General features: G+C 67.2%; 12 protein-coding genes and 1 tRNA gene. 4 read left to right on the top strand and 9 right to left on the bottom strand.

What is annotated here, in order from left to right; translation table 11 throughout:
• Positions 1-8: 8 nt before the first annotated feature.
• The 4 genes from ACE37B_RS20850 to ACE37B_RS20865 all read right to left on the bottom strand — a co-directional run bounded on the left by ACE37B_RS20850 (position 9) and on the right by ACE37B_RS20865 (position 8501).
• Entirely contained in the window at positions 9-1472 is a 1464-nt protein-coding gene (locus tag ACE37B_RS20850; protein ID WP_409925275.1) for a dynamin family protein, read from the bottom strand.
• Positions 1469-3418 (bottom strand): dynamin family protein, encoded by a 1950-nt coding sequence (locus tag ACE37B_RS20855; protein WP_409925276.1) that lies wholly within the window; start codon positions 3416-3418, stop codon positions 1469-1471. The genes ACE37B_RS20850 and ACE37B_RS20855 overlap by 4 nt, the downstream gene beginning before the upstream one ends.
• Positions 3419-3599: 181 nt before the next feature.
• Positions 3600-5948 carry a hypothetical protein gene (locus tag ACE37B_RS20860; RefSeq protein WP_409925277.1) on the bottom strand — a complete coding sequence of 783 codons (2349 nt, stop codon included), beginning with the start codon at positions 5946-5948 and terminating at the stop codon, positions 3600-3602.
• 234 nt (positions 5949-6182) lie between these two features.
• Entirely contained in the window at positions 6183-8501 is a 2319-nt protein-coding gene (locus tag ACE37B_RS20865) for a LuxR C-terminal-related transcriptional regulator (protein WP_409925278.1), read from the bottom strand.
• A 100-nt stretch (positions 8502-8601) separates the two neighbouring features.
• On the opposite strand from ACE37B_RS20865, the gene ACE37B_RS20870 reads away from it, so the two are divergent.
• From ACE37B_RS20870 to ACE37B_RS20880, 3 genes are read left to right on the top strand one after another with little or no spacing between them, the layout of a single operon-like run.
• Complete coding sequence (locus tag ACE37B_RS20870; RefSeq protein ID WP_409925279.1) at positions 8602-9261, top strand: hypothetical protein; 660 nt, start codon at positions 8602-8604, stop codon at positions 9259-9261.
• A gap of 37 nt (positions 9262-9298) precedes the next feature.
• The gene (glyA, locus tag ACE37B_RS20875; protein WP_409925280.1) at positions 9299-10642 is read left to right on the top strand and encodes a serine hydroxymethyltransferase; all 1344 of its coding nucleotides are present in this window, start codon (positions 9299-9301) and stop codon (positions 10640-10642) included.
• A 21-nt stretch (positions 10643-10663) separates the two neighbouring features.
• The gene (locus ACE37B_RS20880; RefSeq protein ID WP_409925281.1) at positions 10664-13051 is read left to right on the top strand and encodes an HAD-IC family P-type ATPase; all 2388 of its coding nucleotides are present in this window, start codon (positions 10664-10666) and stop codon (positions 13049-13051) included.
• 91 nt (positions 13052-13142) lie between these two features.
• On the opposite strand, the gene ACE37B_RS20885 is transcribed toward ACE37B_RS20880, so the two are convergent.
• From ACE37B_RS20885 to ACE37B_RS20905, 5 genes are all read right to left on the bottom strand, one after another.
• On the bottom strand, positions 13143-13538 hold the full coding sequence (locus ACE37B_RS20885) for a PPOX class F420-dependent oxidoreductase (protein ID WP_409925282.1): 396 nt from the start codon (positions 13536-13538) through the stop codon (positions 13143-13145).
• Between the two features lie 2 nt (positions 13539-13540).
• Positions 13541-13614, bottom strand: a tRNA-Arg gene (locus ACE37B_RS20890).
• Between the two features lie 43 nt (positions 13615-13657).
• Positions 13658-16030: a DUF4157 domain-containing protein gene (locus tag ACE37B_RS20895; protein WP_409925283.1), complete on the bottom strand. Its 2373-nt coding sequence runs from the start codon at positions 16028-16030 to the stop codon at positions 13658-13660.
• A 35-nt stretch (positions 16031-16065) separates the two neighbouring features.
• Positions 16066-18072 (bottom strand): ATP-binding protein, encoded by a 2007-nt coding sequence (locus ACE37B_RS20900; RefSeq protein ID WP_409925284.1) that lies wholly within the window; start codon positions 18070-18072, stop codon positions 16066-16068.
• A gap of 51 nt (positions 18073-18123) precedes the next feature.
• Positions 18124-18783 (bottom strand): trimeric intracellular cation channel family protein, encoded by a 660-nt coding sequence (locus ACE37B_RS20905; protein WP_409925285.1) that lies wholly within the window; start codon positions 18781-18783, stop codon positions 18124-18126.
• Between the two features lie 40 nt (positions 18784-18823).
• Here ACE37B_RS20905 and ACE37B_RS20910 point away from each other — a divergent pair, with 40 nt between their 5' ends.
• The gene (locus ACE37B_RS20910) at positions 18824-19177 is read left to right on the top strand and encodes a nitroreductase/quinone reductase family protein (protein ID WP_409925286.1); all 354 of its coding nucleotides are present in this window, start codon (positions 18824-18826) and stop codon (positions 19175-19177) included.
• The last annotated feature ends 22 nt before the right edge of the window (positions 19178-19199 follow it).

Consider the following 19199-nt stretch of genomic DNA (forward strand, 5'->3'; position numbering starts at 1 on the left):
CCACCCGCTCAGGTCGCATCGGCCAGGATCCCTTCGAGGGTTCGGATCACGACGCGGATCGCGGTGGCGAGATCGTGGGTGGTCAATGGGTTCTCCGCCGAACGCTGCAGCTTCGACAACGCGGCGGCAGCCGCCGAGCGGACCTCGTCGGCCGAGGCGTGCGCGTCGAGTCCGAGCCGTTGCTCGACCAAGGTCCCGTTCGCACCCAGGAGCCGTTCGAGCTCCGCGAGTTGCTGTGCATTGCCACTGATCCAGCCGCTGCGGATCGCGGCCATCGTGTTCATCTCGTTGAACGGATGCGCGCTCGCCGTCAACCGTTCGAGTGTCGACGCGAGACGCTCGACGCCCGGCAACGCGGCGTGATCGTGGCAGAGCCGTTCCACCCCGAGCATCGCCGAACGCGCCTTCAAGACGTCGGTTCGACCCAGAAAGAGCGTGTTCAACACCGACCGCAACTCGACCAACCCCGACAGGCGAACCAGCGCTTCGGACAGCTGCTGACTCGTCGTCGCGGTGCCGTCAGCGATCATGTCGATGGCGGTTCGCAGGCCGAACAACCCGAACCGACCGAGGAGACGCTCACGATCGAGCGACGTGAGCGGCGTCTCCGGCGTCGCCTCGACGAAACGGTCGGTCGACAGCAGCGACACTTCGAGGTCGCCTCGCCGCTCGGCCAACGACGCGAGTTCCCGATACTCCGACTCGGTGAGCGTCTCCGCGGTTTCGGCGAGCAGACCGGCCACGGGCACGATCATCTGCACGAGGCGCCGCAGCCGTGGGTCGTCGCCGAGTCGAGCGGCGATGCGTGCTGCGGAGTCCATCGAGTCCGCCCGACCAGCGCCGATCTCGTCAGCGCGCGAGAGCACGGCGATCGCGTTCACCGGACTCGGCGACGACACGGAATCGTCGTGAAACGCCTCCAGCAGCCGCAGATCCGACGCATGGATGTGTTTCATCAGATACAGCACCGCATCGGCCGGTGTGTCGTTGTCGTCGGGATCGAGGAACTCGAACGCTCGCGTTGCGACGCCCTCGGTCAACGAGTCGACGCCGGGCGTGTCGATCAGCGTCATCGTCCGCAGCCGGCCCGACGGCCAGGTCACCTCGAGGCGATCCACGTCGACAGCACGTCGGCTGCCGAGGTCGACGTCGATCGCGCCGTCGTCGCGCGAGAACCGCGCCTGCACCGCTGCGCTGCCATCGGCTGGATGCAGCATCACCTGATACGAGTGACCGTCGCGATACCAGGTCACCACTTTCGTGCACTCGCCGGTGTCGGTCGGGGCGAGCAACTCGCCCACCAGCGCGTTGAGCAACGTCGACTTGCCCGCCTTCACCTTGCCGGCGATCGCGACCCGTAGCGGTTCGTCGAGTCGCGTTCGCAGACGGATCACTTCCGTCTGCGTCGACGAACCGGCGAACACACGATCGGCTTCGTCGAGAATCCCTCGAACGTCGTCGACCATCGTCATCGCCCCACCTCCGTCGTACTCGACGCCGGTAGCAGCCGCTGGGCTCGCTCTCGCAGCGTGGCCAATCGAGCGAGCTCGGCCTCGACGTCGCGAAGGCGACCCGACCGCTCCTGCTCCCCGGTCTGCGCCGCCTGCTTCGCAGCACTCAGCGCTTCGGTCGTCGAACGATGCACCTCCTCGGCCCGAGCCGTGTAGAAGTCGCGAATCTTGCGTTGCGTTCGCCGAAGCGTGTCACGCGAGTCCTTGCCGACCTGGAAGGTGACATCGTCGCAGTACTTGCGCACGGCCGTACGGGCCTGACCGCGACGCTGGGTCTGCTGGCGTTCCTTTTCGTCCTTCAACCCTTTGCGTCCCATCACCAGGCCGATTCCGACGACGATCGGCGTCAACGGAGCGACGCCGATCATCGTGCCGAGCATCGTGAACATCAACACGCCGCTGTACGAGCCGCGCAACGCCGTCATGCCTTTGGCCCGCACGTTCGGAGCGTCGAGATCGATCGACGTGTCGACGTTGACACGAGACAGCGCCGTCGTCGGGTTCGAGATGTCGAGTTGGGCCAGCACCTCGCCACCGTCGAGTTCGAAGTGCTGCGCCACCGTGCGGCTCAACTCCAGCGACGATTCCGTCAGATAGCGATAGTTCGAAACGACTTCGAACGACACCCGTTCGGCCAGCCACGGCTCGAACTCCGCCCATGTCTCGAGTGGGTCGGAGTTGGCGATCGCAGCATCGGCTTCGGTGGTCACCTGGCGGATGCGTTCGCGGAAGTCGAAATCGACGTTGCTCGTCAGATCGGCGACTCCGTCGTTGAGCGTGACGCTCCATCGCGCCGCCTGGCTGCGCAAGCGCTCGGAACGAGCGGTCGCCTCCTCGAGACGACGGAGTTGTTCGGCTCTGGCCACCGGGTCGTTGAGCGCCGACAATTCCGCTTCGAACTGGCCGCTCAGGTGTTCGGTGACGGCGAGCAGATCGGCCTGCGCGATGGTGCGTTCCCGATGCGCGGCGCCCGCGACGATGTCGTCGGACAGGCGCGTGATCAACTCGGGAAATCCCGACTCTGCGTTCAGCGTCTTGTCATTGCGCCGGATCGCCTCGAGCCGCAGCATCGACGAGACGGGCAGGGTCGGCAGGTCGTAGCCCGCATCGCGCAAGTGTCCGTCGTTGAGGGCCTGCACCTTGCGCCACGCTGGGTAGAAGTCGGTCTTGGTCATCACGCAGACCACGTGCGGACACATCTCGAGTGCCTGACGGAGAAAGCCCATCTCGGTCTGGGTGTACTCCTGTGACGCATCGCTGAGGAAGATCGCGGCGTCGGCGACCGAGAGCGCCCCCAGGGCTGCCGTGGCGTGCGCCGAACCGAGACCGCCGACGCCAGGCGTGTCGACCAGCACGAGACCGGTCTCGAGGAGTCGACGGTTCAGTCGAACCTCGACGCCACGAATGCTGCCCGCGAGGTCGGCGTCGAGGTCGCTCGCTCGCTCGGTGGCGAACTCTGCGATCTGGCCGAACTCGATCGGGCGTCGTTGCATGCCCTCGTCTCCGCGATCGTCTTCTCGTGCACCATCGGACGCGTCGAGGACCGCAGCGGCGGAACGCTCGGCGCCGTGGCGAATCGACGTCGGCACCGCGGTGGCGATGTCGTCGTCGACCGGGCAGACCTCCGCATTCAAGAGCGCGTTGATCAACGAGCTCTTCCCCTGTTTGAACTCCCCGATGACCACGACGTTCACGCTCGTCTCGAGCAGGCGAGCGCGGGTCGCCTGAAGGCGGGAGGCGAGATCCGGGCGTCCGTACGCCGTGGCGGCAGCAATCCCGTTCTCGACCACCGCGAGCACGTCCGCGTTCGAACCACCATCTTTCGAACCATCATCTGGGGTCTTGTTGCTCGACGTCGCGTCGGGGTCGCTGTCGTTCGTCACCATCGGTTCGTCATCATCTTTCATGCTCGTCGTGCTCGTTCGTGCTCGTTCGTGCTCGTTCGTGATCGTGTCCGCCTGCGACGTCGGACCGGGCTGACGCCATCGTGACAGAGATCGACCATTCGACCGACCGACCGACGCACCAGAGCCCCGGAACCTGAGGTTCCGGGGCGCCAGTGCGTCGGAGTGGTCGACTTCGTCGTGGTCAGTCGATGATCATCTCGTCCATCGGCTCCATGTCCATCGCCGGCTCCATCTCCGGCTCGGGCATCGGCTCGGGCTCCGGCATCGGCTCCGGCATCGGCTCCGGCTCGGGCATCGGCTCGGGCTCCGGCATCGGCTCCGGCTCTGGCTCCGGCTCCGGCATCGGCTCGGGCTCCGGCATCGGCTCGGGCTCGCCCGCTCCGTAGGCGTCGGCCATCGCCGGCTCCATCTCGGGCTCGGGGGTCACGTGCCCGTTGCCGTAGGCGTCGTCCATCGGGGCTTCCTCGACGTACTCATCCATCGGGGCTTCCTCGACGTACTCGTCCATCGGGGCTTCCTCGACGTACTCGTCCATCGGCGCCTGGTCGGGTGCGTTGCCCTCACGGTCGTAACCCTGGGCGTCGTAACCCTGGGCGTTGTAGCCATCCGCGTTGTAGCCGTACTGGTCGTAGCCCTGGGGGTTGTAGCCATCCGCGTTGTACCCGTACTGGTCGTACCCCTGAGCGTTGTACCCGTCGTCGTCGTACCCCTTGCGGTCGTAGCCCTCGGCGTCGTAGCCGTCGGCGTTGTACCCGTACTGGTCGTAACCCTGAGCGTTGTACCCGTACTGGTCGTAGCCGTTGTGGTCGTAGCCGTTCTGGTCGTAGCCGCCACCTTCGTAGGCGTTGCCATCTCGGTCGTAGCCCTTGTCGTCGTACCCCTCACGGTTGTACCCGTCGGCGTCGTAGCCGTACTGGTCGTAGCCGTACTGGTCGTACCCGTAGCTGTCATAGCCATCACGGTCGTACCCGTCGCCGTCGTAGCCGTACTTGTCGTACCCGTCGGCGTTGTACCCCTCTCGGTCGTAGCCGTTGTGGTCGTAGCCGTCGACGTACTCCTGCTCGGCGTACGGGGCGCCGTCCTTGTCGTAGCCCTCGGCGTTGTACCCCTCACGGTTGTACCCGTCTTCGTTGTAGCCGTCACGGTCGTAGCCGTACTGGTCGTAGCCGTCCTTGCCGTAGCCGTACTGGTCGTACCCCTTGTCGTCGTAGCCGTACCGGTCGTAGCCGTACTGGTCGTAGCCGGCGTGGTCATAGCCGTACTGGTCGTAGCCCTGGTCGTCGCCGTAGCGATTGCCCTCGACGTCGTAGCCCTCGGCGTTGTAGCCGTCGGCGTTGTAGCCCTTCTCGTCGTAGCCGTACTTGTCGTACCCCTCGACGTCGTAGCCCTCACGGTCGTACCCGTCCTCGTTGTAGCCCTTCTCGTCGTAGCCGTACTTGTCGTAGCCCTCGGCGTCGTAGCCCTCACGGTCGTACCCGTACTGGTCGTACCCGTTGTGGTCGTAGCCGTCCTTGTCGCAGCCGTCAGCCACGCCGTAGCGGTTGCCATCGATGTCGTAGCCCTCGGCGTTGTAGCCGTCGGCGTTGTACCCGTTGTCGTCGTAGCCGTACTTGTCGTAGCCCTCGGCGTCGTGACCATCCCGGTCGTAGCCGTTCTTGTCGTACCCGTCCTGGTCGTAGCCCTTGTCGTCGTAGCCGTACTGGTCGTACCCGTCCTTGCCGTAGCCGTACTGGTCGTAGCCCTCGTCGTCGTAGAGCGGGTACGGCTTGCCGCCGTCGTTGGTCGGGCAGACGTCACGGTCGTCGATTCGTGGATACGGATCCTCGTAGGTACGCGTGTCGCAGAGCACCTCGGAGATCTCGCGCCGATCGGCGTGGCAGGTGACGACGCAGTTGCTGACCGTGTACTCGACGCATTCCGGACTCATCTCGACATCGGGCTGATAGTTGTCAGCGGCGTAGTCGGCCTTGTCGTAGTCGTCGCGTGGCTCGATGCACAGACCACCATGCCCGTCGGGGCGAATCACGACGTCGTCCATGGGCTTGTCATCCATGGGCTTGTCATCCATGGGCTTGTCATCCATGGGCTTGTCATCCATGGGCTTGTCATCCATGGGCTTGTCATCCATGGGCTTGTCATCCATGGGCTTGTCATCCATGGGCTTGTCATCCATGGGCTTGTCATCCATGGGCTTGTCGTCCATGGGCTTGTCGCCCTTGCCGATCGGCTGGTCCTGATAGACGACGCCCGGCATGGGCGCTCCGGTGGAATCGATCATCGGATCGCCCGGAACGCGGATCGCCTGGGCGGGCTGGAACATCGCCTCTTGGACCTCTGTCGCCTTGGCCGGCGGCATCTCCGCGATGACGGTCGCCTGCTCGACGCAGGTGCGCATGTCGATCGACGACATGTCGGCGTCGCCCATCTTGTCGTCGATGTACCCCTTGGGGTCCATGGCGTACGCCTGCGCTTCCGCTGGGCGGCGGAGCAGCGTGGCGAGCAGTTCGGTGAGCGTGTCTTGAGGATTCATCGGTTCGACTCCTGTCGGTGGTGGTTCTCAGTGGCGTTCGGTCGAACCGAACACTCACCACTCTGACGACCCACCGTTAACCAGGCATCGGGGATCGCCCCCCAACCGCCTGGGTGTCGTAGGGGATCCTCACGTCGGCAGCGCCGTCGACCGGCAGAACCCGCACGTCTTCCCTGCTCAGCGGACACTTCACGTTCCAGCGAGTGCCCCAACAGCGGCCGGTTCGTCATCGCGTCATTTCTCGCCGAGCTCGCGAATTCGTGCGATCATCTCCGCTCGCGACGACGCTCCGAGACGCTGACGGATCTTTGCGACGTGATGCTCGACGGTCTTGGGCGAGACGAACAAGGTCGCACCGATCTCTCGATGGGTGTTGCCCTCGACCACCAGGCGAGCGACGTCGGCTTCTCGTTCCGAGAGCCCCGCGGCGACGAGTCCGTCGTGGGATTCCGTGGGCGCGACGACCATCGCCCGCGCCGACTCCAAGAGCGCGCGTGCCTGCACCGGGTCGGGATGGTCCAGAGCCGCCTGACCGAGCAGGCGCGATGCCTCCCACGCATCGCCGACACCCGCGAGTTCGTCGGCGGCGACCCGGATCGACGCGTCGTCGCCACGTCCGTTGCCGATCGACGTCCAAGCGTGCAACGCCGACCGCCGAGCCGCGCTGCGGGCATCGGTTCCCCCGGTCAACGGTGCCGGGTCGGGGAGCAGCGACCAGTCCTGCGACGCCACGGCGACCTGCGTCTCGACCCACGCTGCCGTCGTTGCTCCCGGTCCGGCCGCCGGGAGCCCACGGAGCTGCTCGACGAGTGAACGCTGTAGCGGACCCGTGCGTCGGGTATCGCCGAGCCGCGCGCCCGCTGCCAGCAGCTCGATCAGCAGATCCGCGAACAGCCACGAGACCGTCTTGCTGGCGAGCAAGATCTCCGCCCGCTTCCACCCGTCGCGCAGCCGGGCCATGTCGCCCGATCGTCGAGCCAACGCGACGTCGATCGCCGCTCGCACGAGCCGATCGCGATGCATCCACGCATCGTCGTCGCGGTCGCGCACCAGATCGAGTGCCAGTTGATACTCCCCGAGTTGCATCGACGCGAACGCACGAAGTTGGTGGTGAAAGCGGCGCTCCCCCGGGCCTCCCGTGTCGCGTCGTATCGCAACATCGAGCAGATCGATGGCGAGCGATGCGTCGCCGACGTCGAGTGACACCAGCGCCGCGAGCGCCGCGGGAGTCACGCCCGCCGGGACCTCGGCGCCATCGTGCGATGCGTCGGTGGCACCACGGGTCGCTGCGGTGATCGCGGCATCGGCGTCTCCGTGGGCCCACGCGACGATCGACTCCGCAATCGTCGCCCACGCCGCGGGTCGACTCGTCGCGTCTGCAAGGACCGCGCGGTCCTCGAGACGACCGACGAGCGCACTCGCCACCACGTTGAGCGCGCCGACCTCGGTCCCGACACTTCGCTCGGCCGCTCGTTCCCAACGCAGCATCCGCGCATCGACGCCGAACCGCACCAGCTCCGCCTCGGAGTCGTCGTCCGGCAACGCGCCGACTGCTCCGAGAGATGACGCGTCGCCGAGATGCAGCGCCGATGCCGCGACCTCCGTCGGTGAGATCCCGAGCTCGCGTGTCGAGTCGTCGTCGAGCATCAACACGAGCTGTGACCGCAAGGTCGACTCATCAGGTCGATGAGCAAGCAGCTGCGTCGCCCGACGGCGTCGGGTCGCGTCGGTGAGGTCGAGATCGATCGCGTTGAACACGAGCGGGATCATGCGTTCGCTGTCGAACAACCCCGACGCGCGACAGGCGCGCTCGAGCTCATCACCGTCGGCGAGCGAGGCCGATGCCGGCGACGCAGCAACGGCTGCTCGCGCCAGCAGCGGGTCGGCGCCGATCGAGCAGAACTCGGCCACGGCGACGACGTCAGCGGGCTGGCGCCGGACCCGCCGGACCACGGCGTCGACGAGGGCAGGCGGCAACGGGGCATCGGGGCCGGCCCACCCGTGCTCGAGTGCCAGGTTGGCGAGTCCGACCATGCCGGCGGTCGAGTCGTGCAGCATCTCGATGCTGGCTCCGTTGCCGGCTTCGGTGCGGTGACCGGCGCTGTGACCGGCATTCCTGCGGTCGGCGAGGACAAAGCCGAAGTCGGCCAGATCGAGCGGGCCCGTCCGAGTCAACGAACCGCGTCGTGCGATCGCCTCGAACAGCGAGTCGAGCGCTCGACCCACCGGCCAGCCCGTCGCCGTGACGGCGAGCGCGGTGTCGGGCTCGCTGTCGAAGTGGTCGAGCAACTCCTCGATCAGCTCGCTCCCACACCAGTGAACCCACTCGATGTCGTGGATCACCACCGCCTCGTCGGATCGAAGGACGTCGAACAGATCACTCGACCAGCGTTGGATCATCGTCGACGAGGCATCGACGAGACGTCCCGCGTCGAATCGGCGACACGAGCGGCCCAACGAGCGCTGCACACCGTCAACCCAGCGGTCGGTGTGTACCGAACGCCCCGAGCCCGCCGGGCCGACCACGGCGAGAGGCGAGACGGCGAGCGGCACGGGCAGAAAGTAGCCGCCATCGCGACGCTGGCGAACCGAATTCGTTCGTATCGCCACCCGACAGCGGGCGCCGATGCAGCCGGCGACCTACGATTGACGAATGATCCGACTCCGCCAGGTCGCCCTCGTCGCCGCCGACCTCGACGCCGTCGTCGACGAACTCTGCTCGACGTTCGATCTCTCGGTGTGCTTCCACGACCCGGGTGTCGCCGAGTTCGGACTCCACAACGCGCTGATGGTGATCGGCGACCAGTTCCTCGAAGTCGTCTCGCCCACCAGTGACCTCACCACAGCCGGTCGGCTGCTCGACAAACGTGGCGGCGACGGCGGCTACATGGCCATCTACGAAGTCGACGACCTCGACCGGCGCGTCGAGCACCTCCGAGCGAACGACGTGCGCATCGTCTGGGCGGGAGACTTCCCGACGATTCGCGGGCGCCATCTGCACCCACGCGATGTCGGCGGCGCGATCGTGTCGATCGACCAGCCCGTGCCGCAGGGCAGTTGGACGTGGGCGGGGCCGGCGTGGACCCCGTTCGGTTCCGACGTCGTCGGCGGCATCGCGGGGGTGACGGTCGGCGCCGACGATCCAGCCGGCATGGCCCAGCGTTGGCGTCGCCTCGAACTCGACGCAAGTGTCGGTTTCGCTCCGGCCACCGCCCGCGGGGAAGGCATCGACGGAGTCGACCTCATCGCGGTCGACCGCTCACGGGTCGGCGAGACGCACCACATCGGCGGCGTCGACTTCCGACTGGCATGAGCCATATCCGACTGCATCTCCGACCGACGTGACCGACGTGACCGACCCTCTCCCCCGACTCGAGCGACGACCCTGGCTGCCTGATGGCGCAGCGGCTCGCATCGACGACCTCGCAAGCTCGATCGAGCCCGAACTCCAGGCGACCGACGACCGTCTCGCGTCGTTGATCGAACGGAACCGGGAGATCCACGAGATCGAGTGCGTCAATCTCAACCCGGCCGCCAACGTGATGAATCCCCGGGCCGAAGCGATGCTGTCGGCGAACCTCGGAAGTCGCCCGTCGCTCGGCTACCCGGGCGAGAAGTACGAGATGGGGCTGGAGGCGGTCGAGGAAATCGAGGTCATCGCAGCCGAACTCGCCGCTCGCGTCTTCCGGGCGCCGTTCGCCGAGGTGCGCGTCGGCTCCGGGGCCCTCGCCAACCTCTACGCCTTCATGGCCTGCGCTCAGCCGGGTGATGCGATCATCGTTCCTCCGGCGTCGATCGCCGGTCACGTCACCCACCACAGCGCAGGCGCCGCCGGTCTCTACGGCCTCGAGATCCACGAAGCACCGATCGATCCCGACGCGTACACGGTCGACCTCGAGGGCGTCGAGGCGCTGGCCCGCCGCATACGTCCGGCCGTCATCTCTCTCGGATCCAGCCTGAACCTGACGCCACATCCCGTCGCGGCGATCCGCGCGATCGCGGACGACGTCGGCGCGACGGTGCTCTTCGACGCAGCACACCTGTCCGGGCTCATCGCAGGCGGGGCGTGGCCCGACCCGCTCTCCGACGGTGCCCACGTCATGACGATGAGCACCTACAAGAGCCTCGGTGGGCCTCCATCGGGGTTGCTCGTCACCACCGAGGCGGCCATCGCTCAGCGGATCGAGACGATCGCGTTCCCCGGACTCACCGCGAACTTCGACGTGGCGAAGACGGCGGCGCTCGCGTTGACGTTGCTCGACTGGCTCGCCGTCGGCTCCGCATACGCAAACGAGATGGTGGCCACAGCGACGGCGCTGGCCGACGAACTGCTCGCCGTCGACGTCGACGTCCACCTCGCGCATGGGCGACCAACGCAATCCCACGCCTTCGCCGTGCAGTCCCGTGGGCACGGCCGTGAAGGCGACCATGGCGACGGGCATGCTCTCGCCCTTCGACTCCGACGAGCGAACCTGCTCACCTCAGCGATCGGCGTCCCCGGCGATGCTGCCGGCGCGGCGAGCGCGATCCGGCTCGGCACCAACGAGATGGTTCGATGGGGGATGACGCCGAGCGACATGCCCGAACTCGCTGCGCTGCTCGTTCGGGCACTCCACGCATCGGATCCCGAACTCGTCGCTGCCGATGTCGGCGAGTTTCGCCGTCGCTTCGATCGCATCCATTTCGTTCGCTGATCCGGCTACGGTCACGGTCTCATGAACGCACCCGACGCTGGGCGAGATCTGACGACGGGTTTGACGAGTACCGAGGTCGCCGAACGCCGAGCCGACGGCCGCACCAACGACGTTCCCGATGCACCGGTGCGGACGCTCGGTCAGATCGTGCGGGCCAACGTGCTCACGCCCGTCAACGCGATCATCTCCACGCTGTTCGTGCTGATCCTCCTCGCCGGCTATCCCGCCGACGCGCTGTTCGCGGGCGTGGTGATCTCCAACTCGGTGATCGGCGTGGTGCAGGAGATCCGGGCGCGTCGGACGCTCCACCAGCTCGAACTCCTCAACGCGCCCAAAGCTACCGCTCGCCGCGACGGCATCGACGTCGAACTCGCGGTGAGCGAGGTGGTTGCCGACGAACTCCTCGTGCTCAAGCCCGGCGACCAGATCGTCGTCGACGGCGAGGTCGCCGAAGCGATCGGACTCGACATCGACGAGTCGCTCCTCACCGGCGAGAGCGACCCGGTCGAGAAGTCGATCGGCTCGAACGTCATGTCGGGCAGTTTCGTGTCAGCGGGCTCCGGGCTCTACCGAGCGACCGACATCGGCGCCGACAGCTACGCCGCCCGACTCGCAGAAGAGGCTCGCGTCTTCAAGCTCGCCGACTCAGAGCTCCGCAACGGCGTCAACACGATCCTGCGCTGGCTGACCGTGATCATTCCGCCCGCCGCCGGACTGCTCCTGATCCGTCAACTCCGATCCGACGAAGTCGACCGTTGGCAAGATGCGCTGCAGGGCACCGTGGCCGCCGCGGTCGCAATGGTGCCCGACGGGCTGGTGCTGCTCACCAGCCTCGCCTTCATCGTCGGCATCATCGCCCTGGCTCGCCGGCGGGCACTCGCGAAGGAGTTGAGTTCGGTCGAACTCCTCGCCCGGGTCGACACGCTGTGTCTCGACAAGACCGGAACGATCACGACCGGTGAGATCAGCTTCGGATCGGTCGCGGCCCAAGGCACCCATTCCGACGAGTTCGTCGCCGCAGCGCTCGGCGCACTCGTCGCCAGTGACCCCAATCCGAACGCGACCCTCGCCGCGATCGGAACCCGATTCGACGCTCCGGCCGACGAGTGGATCGCGGCCGAGATCACGCCGTTCAGCTCGGCGCGCAAGTGGGCGGCGACGCACTTCGAGGGTCGCGGTTCGTTCTACATCGGCGCGCCAGAGATCCTCCTCGACGTCGACGATCGCACCACTCGGTCGCTCGTCGACGCGGAGGCTGACGCCGGCAATCGTGTGCTCGTGCTCTGCCACGCCGACGGAGCACACCAGGGCGAGACGCGCCCCGACCACCTCGATCCGGTTGCGATCATCAACCTCACCGACACCGTCCGGCCCGACGCCCCGGAGATCCTCGAGTACTTCCGAGCCCAGGGGGTCACGATCAAGGTGATCTCCGGCGACAACCCTGCGACGGTCGCAGCGGTTGCCCGGCGAGCCGGCGTCGGCGGTGCCGATAGCGGCTTCGACGCTCGCGAACTGCCCGACTTCGATCGGGAGGCGGGCGCGTTCGCCGATCTGGTCGAGGAGCAGCGCGTGTTCGGCCGCGTGACGCCGCATCAGAAGCGAGCGATGGTGCGGGCGCTTCAGTCACGCGGTCACGTCGTTGCAATGACCGGCGACGGCGTCAACGACGTCCTCGCACTGAAGGACGCCGACATGGGGATCGCCATGGGGTCGGGGTCATCGGCGACACGAGCGGTCGCACAGTTGGTGCTGCTCGACAACACGTTCGCCACCCTGCCGCGTGTGCTCGCCGAAGGTCGACGGGTGATCAATAACATCGAACGAGTGGCCAACCTGTTCATCACGAAGGCGACCTACGCGGTGATGCTGACGCTGCTGGTCGGCATCAGCGGCGCGCCGTTCCCGTTCCTGCCGCGCCAGCTCACGCTGATCGGCACCTTCTCGATCGGGGTCCCCGGGTTCTTCCTCGCACTGTCGGCCAACGAGGCGCTGGTGCGCCCCGGCTTCCTGCGACGAGTCCTGCTTTTCTCCCTACCGGCGGGCGCCGTCTCGGGGGCAGCGGCCTACGCCGTCTACGAGATCGTGCGACGTTTCGACAGCGTGTCGCTCGCCGAGGCCCGTACCGCCGCGACGATCACACTCTTGGCGGCGGGCCTCGTCGTGCTCGTCTTGATCAGCCGGCCGATGCAGGCGTGGAAGGTCGGCCTCGCCGTGGCGATGGGGTTGCTCTATGTCGCCGTCATGTCGATCGGCTGGCTGCGCGACTACTTCGAACTCGACGTTCCGCCAGGTGACGTCTGGGCCGTCATCGCCGGAGGCTCGCTCGTCGCTGGCATCGGAGTCTGGCTCGCTCCCGCATTCACGGCGCGCATCGCTGCACGATCGTCGCTCGACGTCGCGACCTGAACGCTGCCGCTGCACCCGCTGTGCGAACCCGGCGAGTGGCGTCGTTCGACTCGACGCGTCGGAGGCCCCACATCGTCGGGTGTCGGCGAGATCAGTGCTCGACGACGAAGGTCGGCGTGAGGCGCAGCGTGACCCGAGGGGTGTCGGGCTGGTCGAAGGCGGACCCATCGGGGTAGCCGTGTTTGCGACAGACGGCGTCACGAGTGGCCGCCTGCGGATCGGCGTTGACCGTCATCGTGCCGCGAACCTCGACGTAGCGCATCGGATTCTGCGGATCGAGGACGGTCAACGCCACGTGTGGGTTCGCACGCACGTGACGCTCACGGAGCCGTCCGCCGACCGAACTGACGAGGATGTCGTCACCGTCACGAAGAAACCAGACCGGCGACACCTGTGGAGCACCGGTCTGCATGACCGTGGCGAGCAACGCGGTCAACGGCGCGTCGAGGAGGTCGAGGTAGGCATTGGGGAGGCGAACCGATTCCATCGCGCCCTCGACAGGAATCGAACCTGTGGCCTGTCGCTTAGGAGGCGACCGCTCTATCCGACTGAGCTACGAGGGCAAGTGACCGTCCGTACGGTATCCGCCCGAACTCACGGAGGCGATCATGCGCTCGCACGGATGCGAGATGCGGCTGATCGCAGATCCATCGCCTTCAGCTTGTCGGCCTCCTCCAGCGCTCGCTGCAGGCTGACCTCGGCGAGCCCGAGGCCAGCCACCAATGCCGGTCCACGCTGGTAGTTCGTCTTCGGCAACACGCTCTTCGCCGTGCGAACCTGCGATTCCCAGCGGTTCGCTGCCGCAGCATTCGTCCGCGCCTGCTGGTCGACGCTCTCCATGAGCCCGGCGACGCTGCGAGCCGTCGACTTGTCGAACACCCCGGCCCGCAGCGCGTCGACCTCTATCGACACCGATCGCAGGTATTTCAACGAGTCGGCGATTCGAGCCGCACCGAACCCCGCCGCCGTCGCGTCGACGACGAAGTGGCTGACGACGCTGCGGTTGCGCGGTTCCTCGGACTTCGACTTGAAGAGCCCCTTCTTGCGCAGTTTCGTCGGCGACACCTCCTGATCGACCCGACGCCTCGACGACTCGACGAATCCCGGTGTCGACGTCAGGATCTCGTACGGCTTCGGTTCGAGCACCCCGTACTCCCGAGCGACATGCTTGAACAGCGTCGGCGACAACAGCCCGGTGTCCACGACGTCGGCCTTCAGCGCCTTGCCCGACGGGGCAGCGACGGTGCGTCGGTCGAGCTCGTCACGCGGTGGCGTCATGCGATCGTGATCGACGGTCTCCATCCACTTCGCGGCCATCATCCCAATCGAGCGCCCAACGGACTCTTCGTGCGACTTACCCTGCGCACGCTCGCCGATGTACGCCAGGTTGGACTTGAGTGACGTGGTGTCGGTGTCATCGTCGTCGAAGCCTGCTCCGACACGATCGACCTCGCTGCCGTCACCCATCGACAGCGACAACGCGGTGATCATCGCGTCCTGCCAGCCGTATTCGAAGCTGGCCAGGAATCGGTTGCGATTCGCTGCATAGGTGGTCTCGATGACCTCCCAGGCCGGCGGGATGCTCGGGTCGCCACCGCCCGGCGTCGAGTTCTTGATCCGAGCGACCAGCACCTCGAAGAACGCGTCGAGGTGGTACGCCGGCCCTTTGTCCAACGAACGCTTGAGCGAGTTGAAACCACCCTGAGCCTTCACCTCCTTCGCGACTTCGGACGGGTCCATCACCTTGGGCAAGTACGCGGTCGTGTCGATCGCGGCCAGTTGTCCGGTGCCGTCCTGCATCGACAACATGACGTTGCCGAGGTTCATCGCCCCGAGCACCATGCGGTCGGGGTTGCCGAGCATCAGGTCGCCGATGCAGAGCTGGCCGAGCTCGGCGAGGAAGACCGAATCGAACACGGTTCGGTAGAGGTCGGCGCCGGCGCGCTTGTCGGTTCCCGCCTTCTCGGCGAGACCGGCGACCGAGGTCGCGTTCGGCACCTCCGACATCACGACGAAGCCCTGCGCAGCCGAGAGCGGTACGAAGTCTTCACGTTCTTCGTCGGTCGTCGGCTGCGGCTGTTTCGGTGTGCAGACCTCGACCAGGTGCGCGAACTCGGTGCCACCCGAGTTCACGATCCGCGAGACCGGACTCCGCAAGCCGAGGAGGTCGCCGAGCGCCTTGTCACTGAACGCCATCTGCTCGCCGGACTCCTTCAGCCCAAGCCCGTTCGATCCGAAGATCGGTTTGGCAACGACCTTTTTCACCGCCCCGTCGGGCTGGTTCGTGGTGAGGATGTAGACGCCGCCCGACGCCCCTTCACCGGGGCGGAACACGCTGCCGGTCAACCCTTTCCACGGCACCGGCGATGTCGCCCAACTCGCCGGGAACCGATGGACGGCATCACTCGACGAATCCTGCACCGTGTGCGCCAATTCGTGTGCCAGCACGTGATCACCGTGCGTCGTGCCGGGCTGGTACGCCCCGTCGGAGAAGAACACGTCGCGACCGTGCGCGAACGCTTCGGCGTGGATCGAGCGAGCCACCGAGTCGGCCTGCGACCCCGTGTGGATCCGAACGTCGCCCAGATCCGCTCCGAGCCCGTGCTCCATGCGCTCGATCACGTTCGCATCGAGCGGCCGGCCCTGCGTCGACGCCTGCTCGAGCGCTGCGTGATCGAGCGACACGTCATCGAGCCGGTCGTGGCCGGCCGCAGCGGAGCGATGAATCGGGTCGCTGACAGTCGCTGCATCGCCGGTCACGGGCATCGCGGTCGCGGGCGTCGAATCGTCGGTGCGATAGGACCGAGAGATCGCCAGTGCCTGCGCGGCGAGTCGATCAGCGTCGCGTTCGGCCGGGTCGTTGACGGAGCCGACGGAGATCGGGCGGCGCCGGGCACCAGGCTGGTCGAGCGGTTCGAAGTCGGCCGTGGTGCGCGGGGTCCGATTCGCTGCCTCGTTGCGTTGGGCTGCGTGCTTCAACGTTCGACCCTCCCAGGTTTCGGCGTCGATGAACCCTAGCCCGCCGCCAGCCACGGTTCGAGTGCTCCCGCGGTGAAGAGCCGTCCCATCTTGCGGTACTCGCGTGCCGACGCCACGACCAGATCGCGCATCGTCACGGGCTGTGAGGCACTCGCAGCGAGATGGGCGGCGGTGAGGGTGATGTTGCGGATCACGCCACCGGAGATCTCCAACTGCTCGGCCAGCAGCGCGAGATCGAGGTCGTCCGCACAGGGGAGGCTGCTCGGCAGGTGCTGTTGCCACAGTACGAGGCGGGCGGCCTCGTCGGGCTCGACGAACGCGCAGACGACGTCGAGTCGCCGCGAGAACGCGTCGTCGAGGTTGTTGCGCAGGTTGGTCGTGAGGACGGCGATCCCGTCGTAGCGCTCCATGCGCTGCAGCAGGTAGGCGACCTCGACGTTCGCGTGCCGATCGTGCGAACTGCGCACCTCCGACCGCTTGCCGAACAACGCATCGGCTTCGTCGAACAGCAGGACGCCGTTGACGAACTCCGCTTCGGCGAACACCCGCTCCAGGTTCTTCTCGGTTTCGCCGATGTACTTGTCGACGATCTGGCTGAGGTCGATGACGAACAGGTCGACGCCGAGCGCGTTCGCCACGACCTCGGCGGCGAGCGTCTTGCCGGTTCCCGACGGCCCTGCGAACAAGCACGTCACCCCGTTGCCGTCGCCCGACCGGTTGAGCCCCCAGGTCTCGCGCACGACGTGGCGATTCGCGTAGCGACTCGGCAACGCTCGCAGTTCGGCCACGAGATCGTCGGGCAGGACCAGGTCGTCGAAAGTGGCGCTCGGCACCAGCCGTCGAGCGAGTTGCCCGAGCCGAGTCGCGCCGTGACCGAGTGCCGCCGCCCGCAGAACGGCGGTCGACAGCGGAGCACCCGACGCCACCGCGGCTGCCGACGCCGAGGCGACCGCCGACTCGATCTGAGCCGGGCCGAGACGCAGTGCGGCCATCTCGACCGCAGCATCCGGCGCGTCGATGCCCTGCCGCTCCAACGCGTCGCTCCAGAGTGTCGCTCGAGCGTCGGGGCCGAGGGCGGGTGCCTCGACCAGGGCCGGGGTGACGGGCGACGTCGCCGGATTCCACGTCGCAGCCGAGACCATCACCAGCGGGCGAACGGGGTCACGGTCGAGTCCGGCCAACGCCTCGGCGTCGCGTCGAGCGTCGATCGGACCGACGACGACGCCACCGCCGATCAGACCGGCCTCCCGGAGGGCGATGCGCAACACGTCGACCAACCGCTGTTCCGGCCCCAGTCGCTCCACGTCGATCGACACCGCGGGTGCGCCCAGGGCCGCCAACGCAGTGGCGGCAATGCTCGCGCCGCTGCCCGACCGGTCGTGGATCCACACGTTCCACAGCCCGGCCGCGAGCGCTCGCTGCACGCCCTCGATCACCGGCGATGCGATGGCGGACGGCCGCTCGATCAGCGGAACCAGCACCGGGTCGATCTCGTCACCGCCGAGCAGATGCGCGATCACCCGTTCGGACACCGTCAGGGTGTCGTCGAGGGACGAGCCAGCCGCCGGGGAGCGCGTGACGAGACCTCCCCGGATCAACACACCCATCGGACTCAGCGCCGCTCGATCCGTCGCGCTCCAGGCCGTGGCGCCGGTGAGGGACAGGGCGAGGTCGACCGTGAGGCGACTGCGCCCTGCACGGTCGAGATCTGCGAGCAGGCGAGCGAGACGGGCATCGACCGCCGGGGCGAGTGCGGCGACGAGTACACCGACCTCGTACGGACCCAGACCGAACGAATCGACGAGATCGGCCAACCGACCCGACTGCGGCATGGCGAGTGACACGGCGACCGCGTCATCCGATGCGCCCGCTGCGTCGGACGCGCCCGCTGCGTCGGACCCCGTGTCGGCGGTGATCGCGAACAACGGGCCCACGACGAGCGGCCGGCCAGCGGCTGTGGCCTCGACGAACGCCGCCAATCGCGCGCTCGTCGCCGCCACGCCCGAGCGCAGCACGGCCATCGTCTCGTCGCCACCCTCCACGCCCTGCAAGCTAGCTCAGCGCCGACGACGCAGTGACTGCCGTGCTCGCCGCTACAGCGGGCGGGGCGCTCGCCAGTCCCATCGCATCGCCGCGAGGCGCAGGGCGAACACGATCACTGCTGCGCCCACGGCGACCCCACCCGAGTAGAGGTCGTTGCGCCAGGCGACGACGATGATCGTCGCCCCGACCGTGGCGGGGATCGCGTAGAGCCGGCTCTCGGGATGGAAGAGATGCGGCTGATCGTTGGCCAGTACGTCGCGGATGATGCCGCCGCCCGTCGCCGAGATCACACCGATCAAGACCGCGCCGACCGCGCTGACGCCGAACGCCGACGCCTTCACCGCTCCCGTCGCTGCGAACAATCCGAGGCCACCAGCGTCGAACAGATTCACCGGCGTCGTCAGTCGCCGCTCGATCACACCGTGCCCGACGAAGGTGACCGCGGCCGCAGCGAGAGGCACGACGAGGTACCACACGTTGCCGAAGGCGGTCGGTGGCGCGGCGCCCAGCAACAGGTCACGCATGATTCCGCCGCCGAGCGCTGTCACGAGCGACAGCGCGACGACCCCGACGAGTTCGAAACCCTTGCGTACCGCCAGCAACCCACCAGACAGGGCGAAGAAGAACACGCCGATCAGGTCGAGGGATCGTTCGAGCGTCGCGTCGAGGCCCGACACCGAGTCGACCTGTGCCAAGAGTCCAACGATCACGGCGGCGCAGCGTACGTCAACGCCAACGTAACCTCACGAGATGACGCTTCCGTCGATCGACCGCACTCGCTTGTCACGCTCGGCCTTCGCTGCGCTCAACAGCGTGGTCGAGCCGACGGTGAAGGCCGGTGTCGGCAATCCGTGGCCACTCGGCGGCGGTGTCGTGGTCATCGAGACCGTGGGCCGAAAGTCGGGCCTGCTGCGCTCGGTGCCGCTCGTCGCGACTCGGGTCGGTGACGTCCTGGTCGTGAGCACCGTGAGGTCCAACTCGCTGTGGCTCAAGAACATCGAGGCCGAGCCCAGCGTCGGCGTGTGGCTCGCCGGCCAGCGGCGAACGGCGAAAGCGACCGTCGTGCGCGGCCCGCTGAACACCGTCGTACTCCGCCTCGACTGACGCGATGACGACCGGCGCGTCG

It is taken from the genome of Ilumatobacter sp. (assembly GCF_046290335.1).
Classification (GTDB): domain Bacteria; phylum Actinomycetota; class Acidimicrobiia; order Acidimicrobiales; family Ilumatobacteraceae; genus Ilumatobacter_A.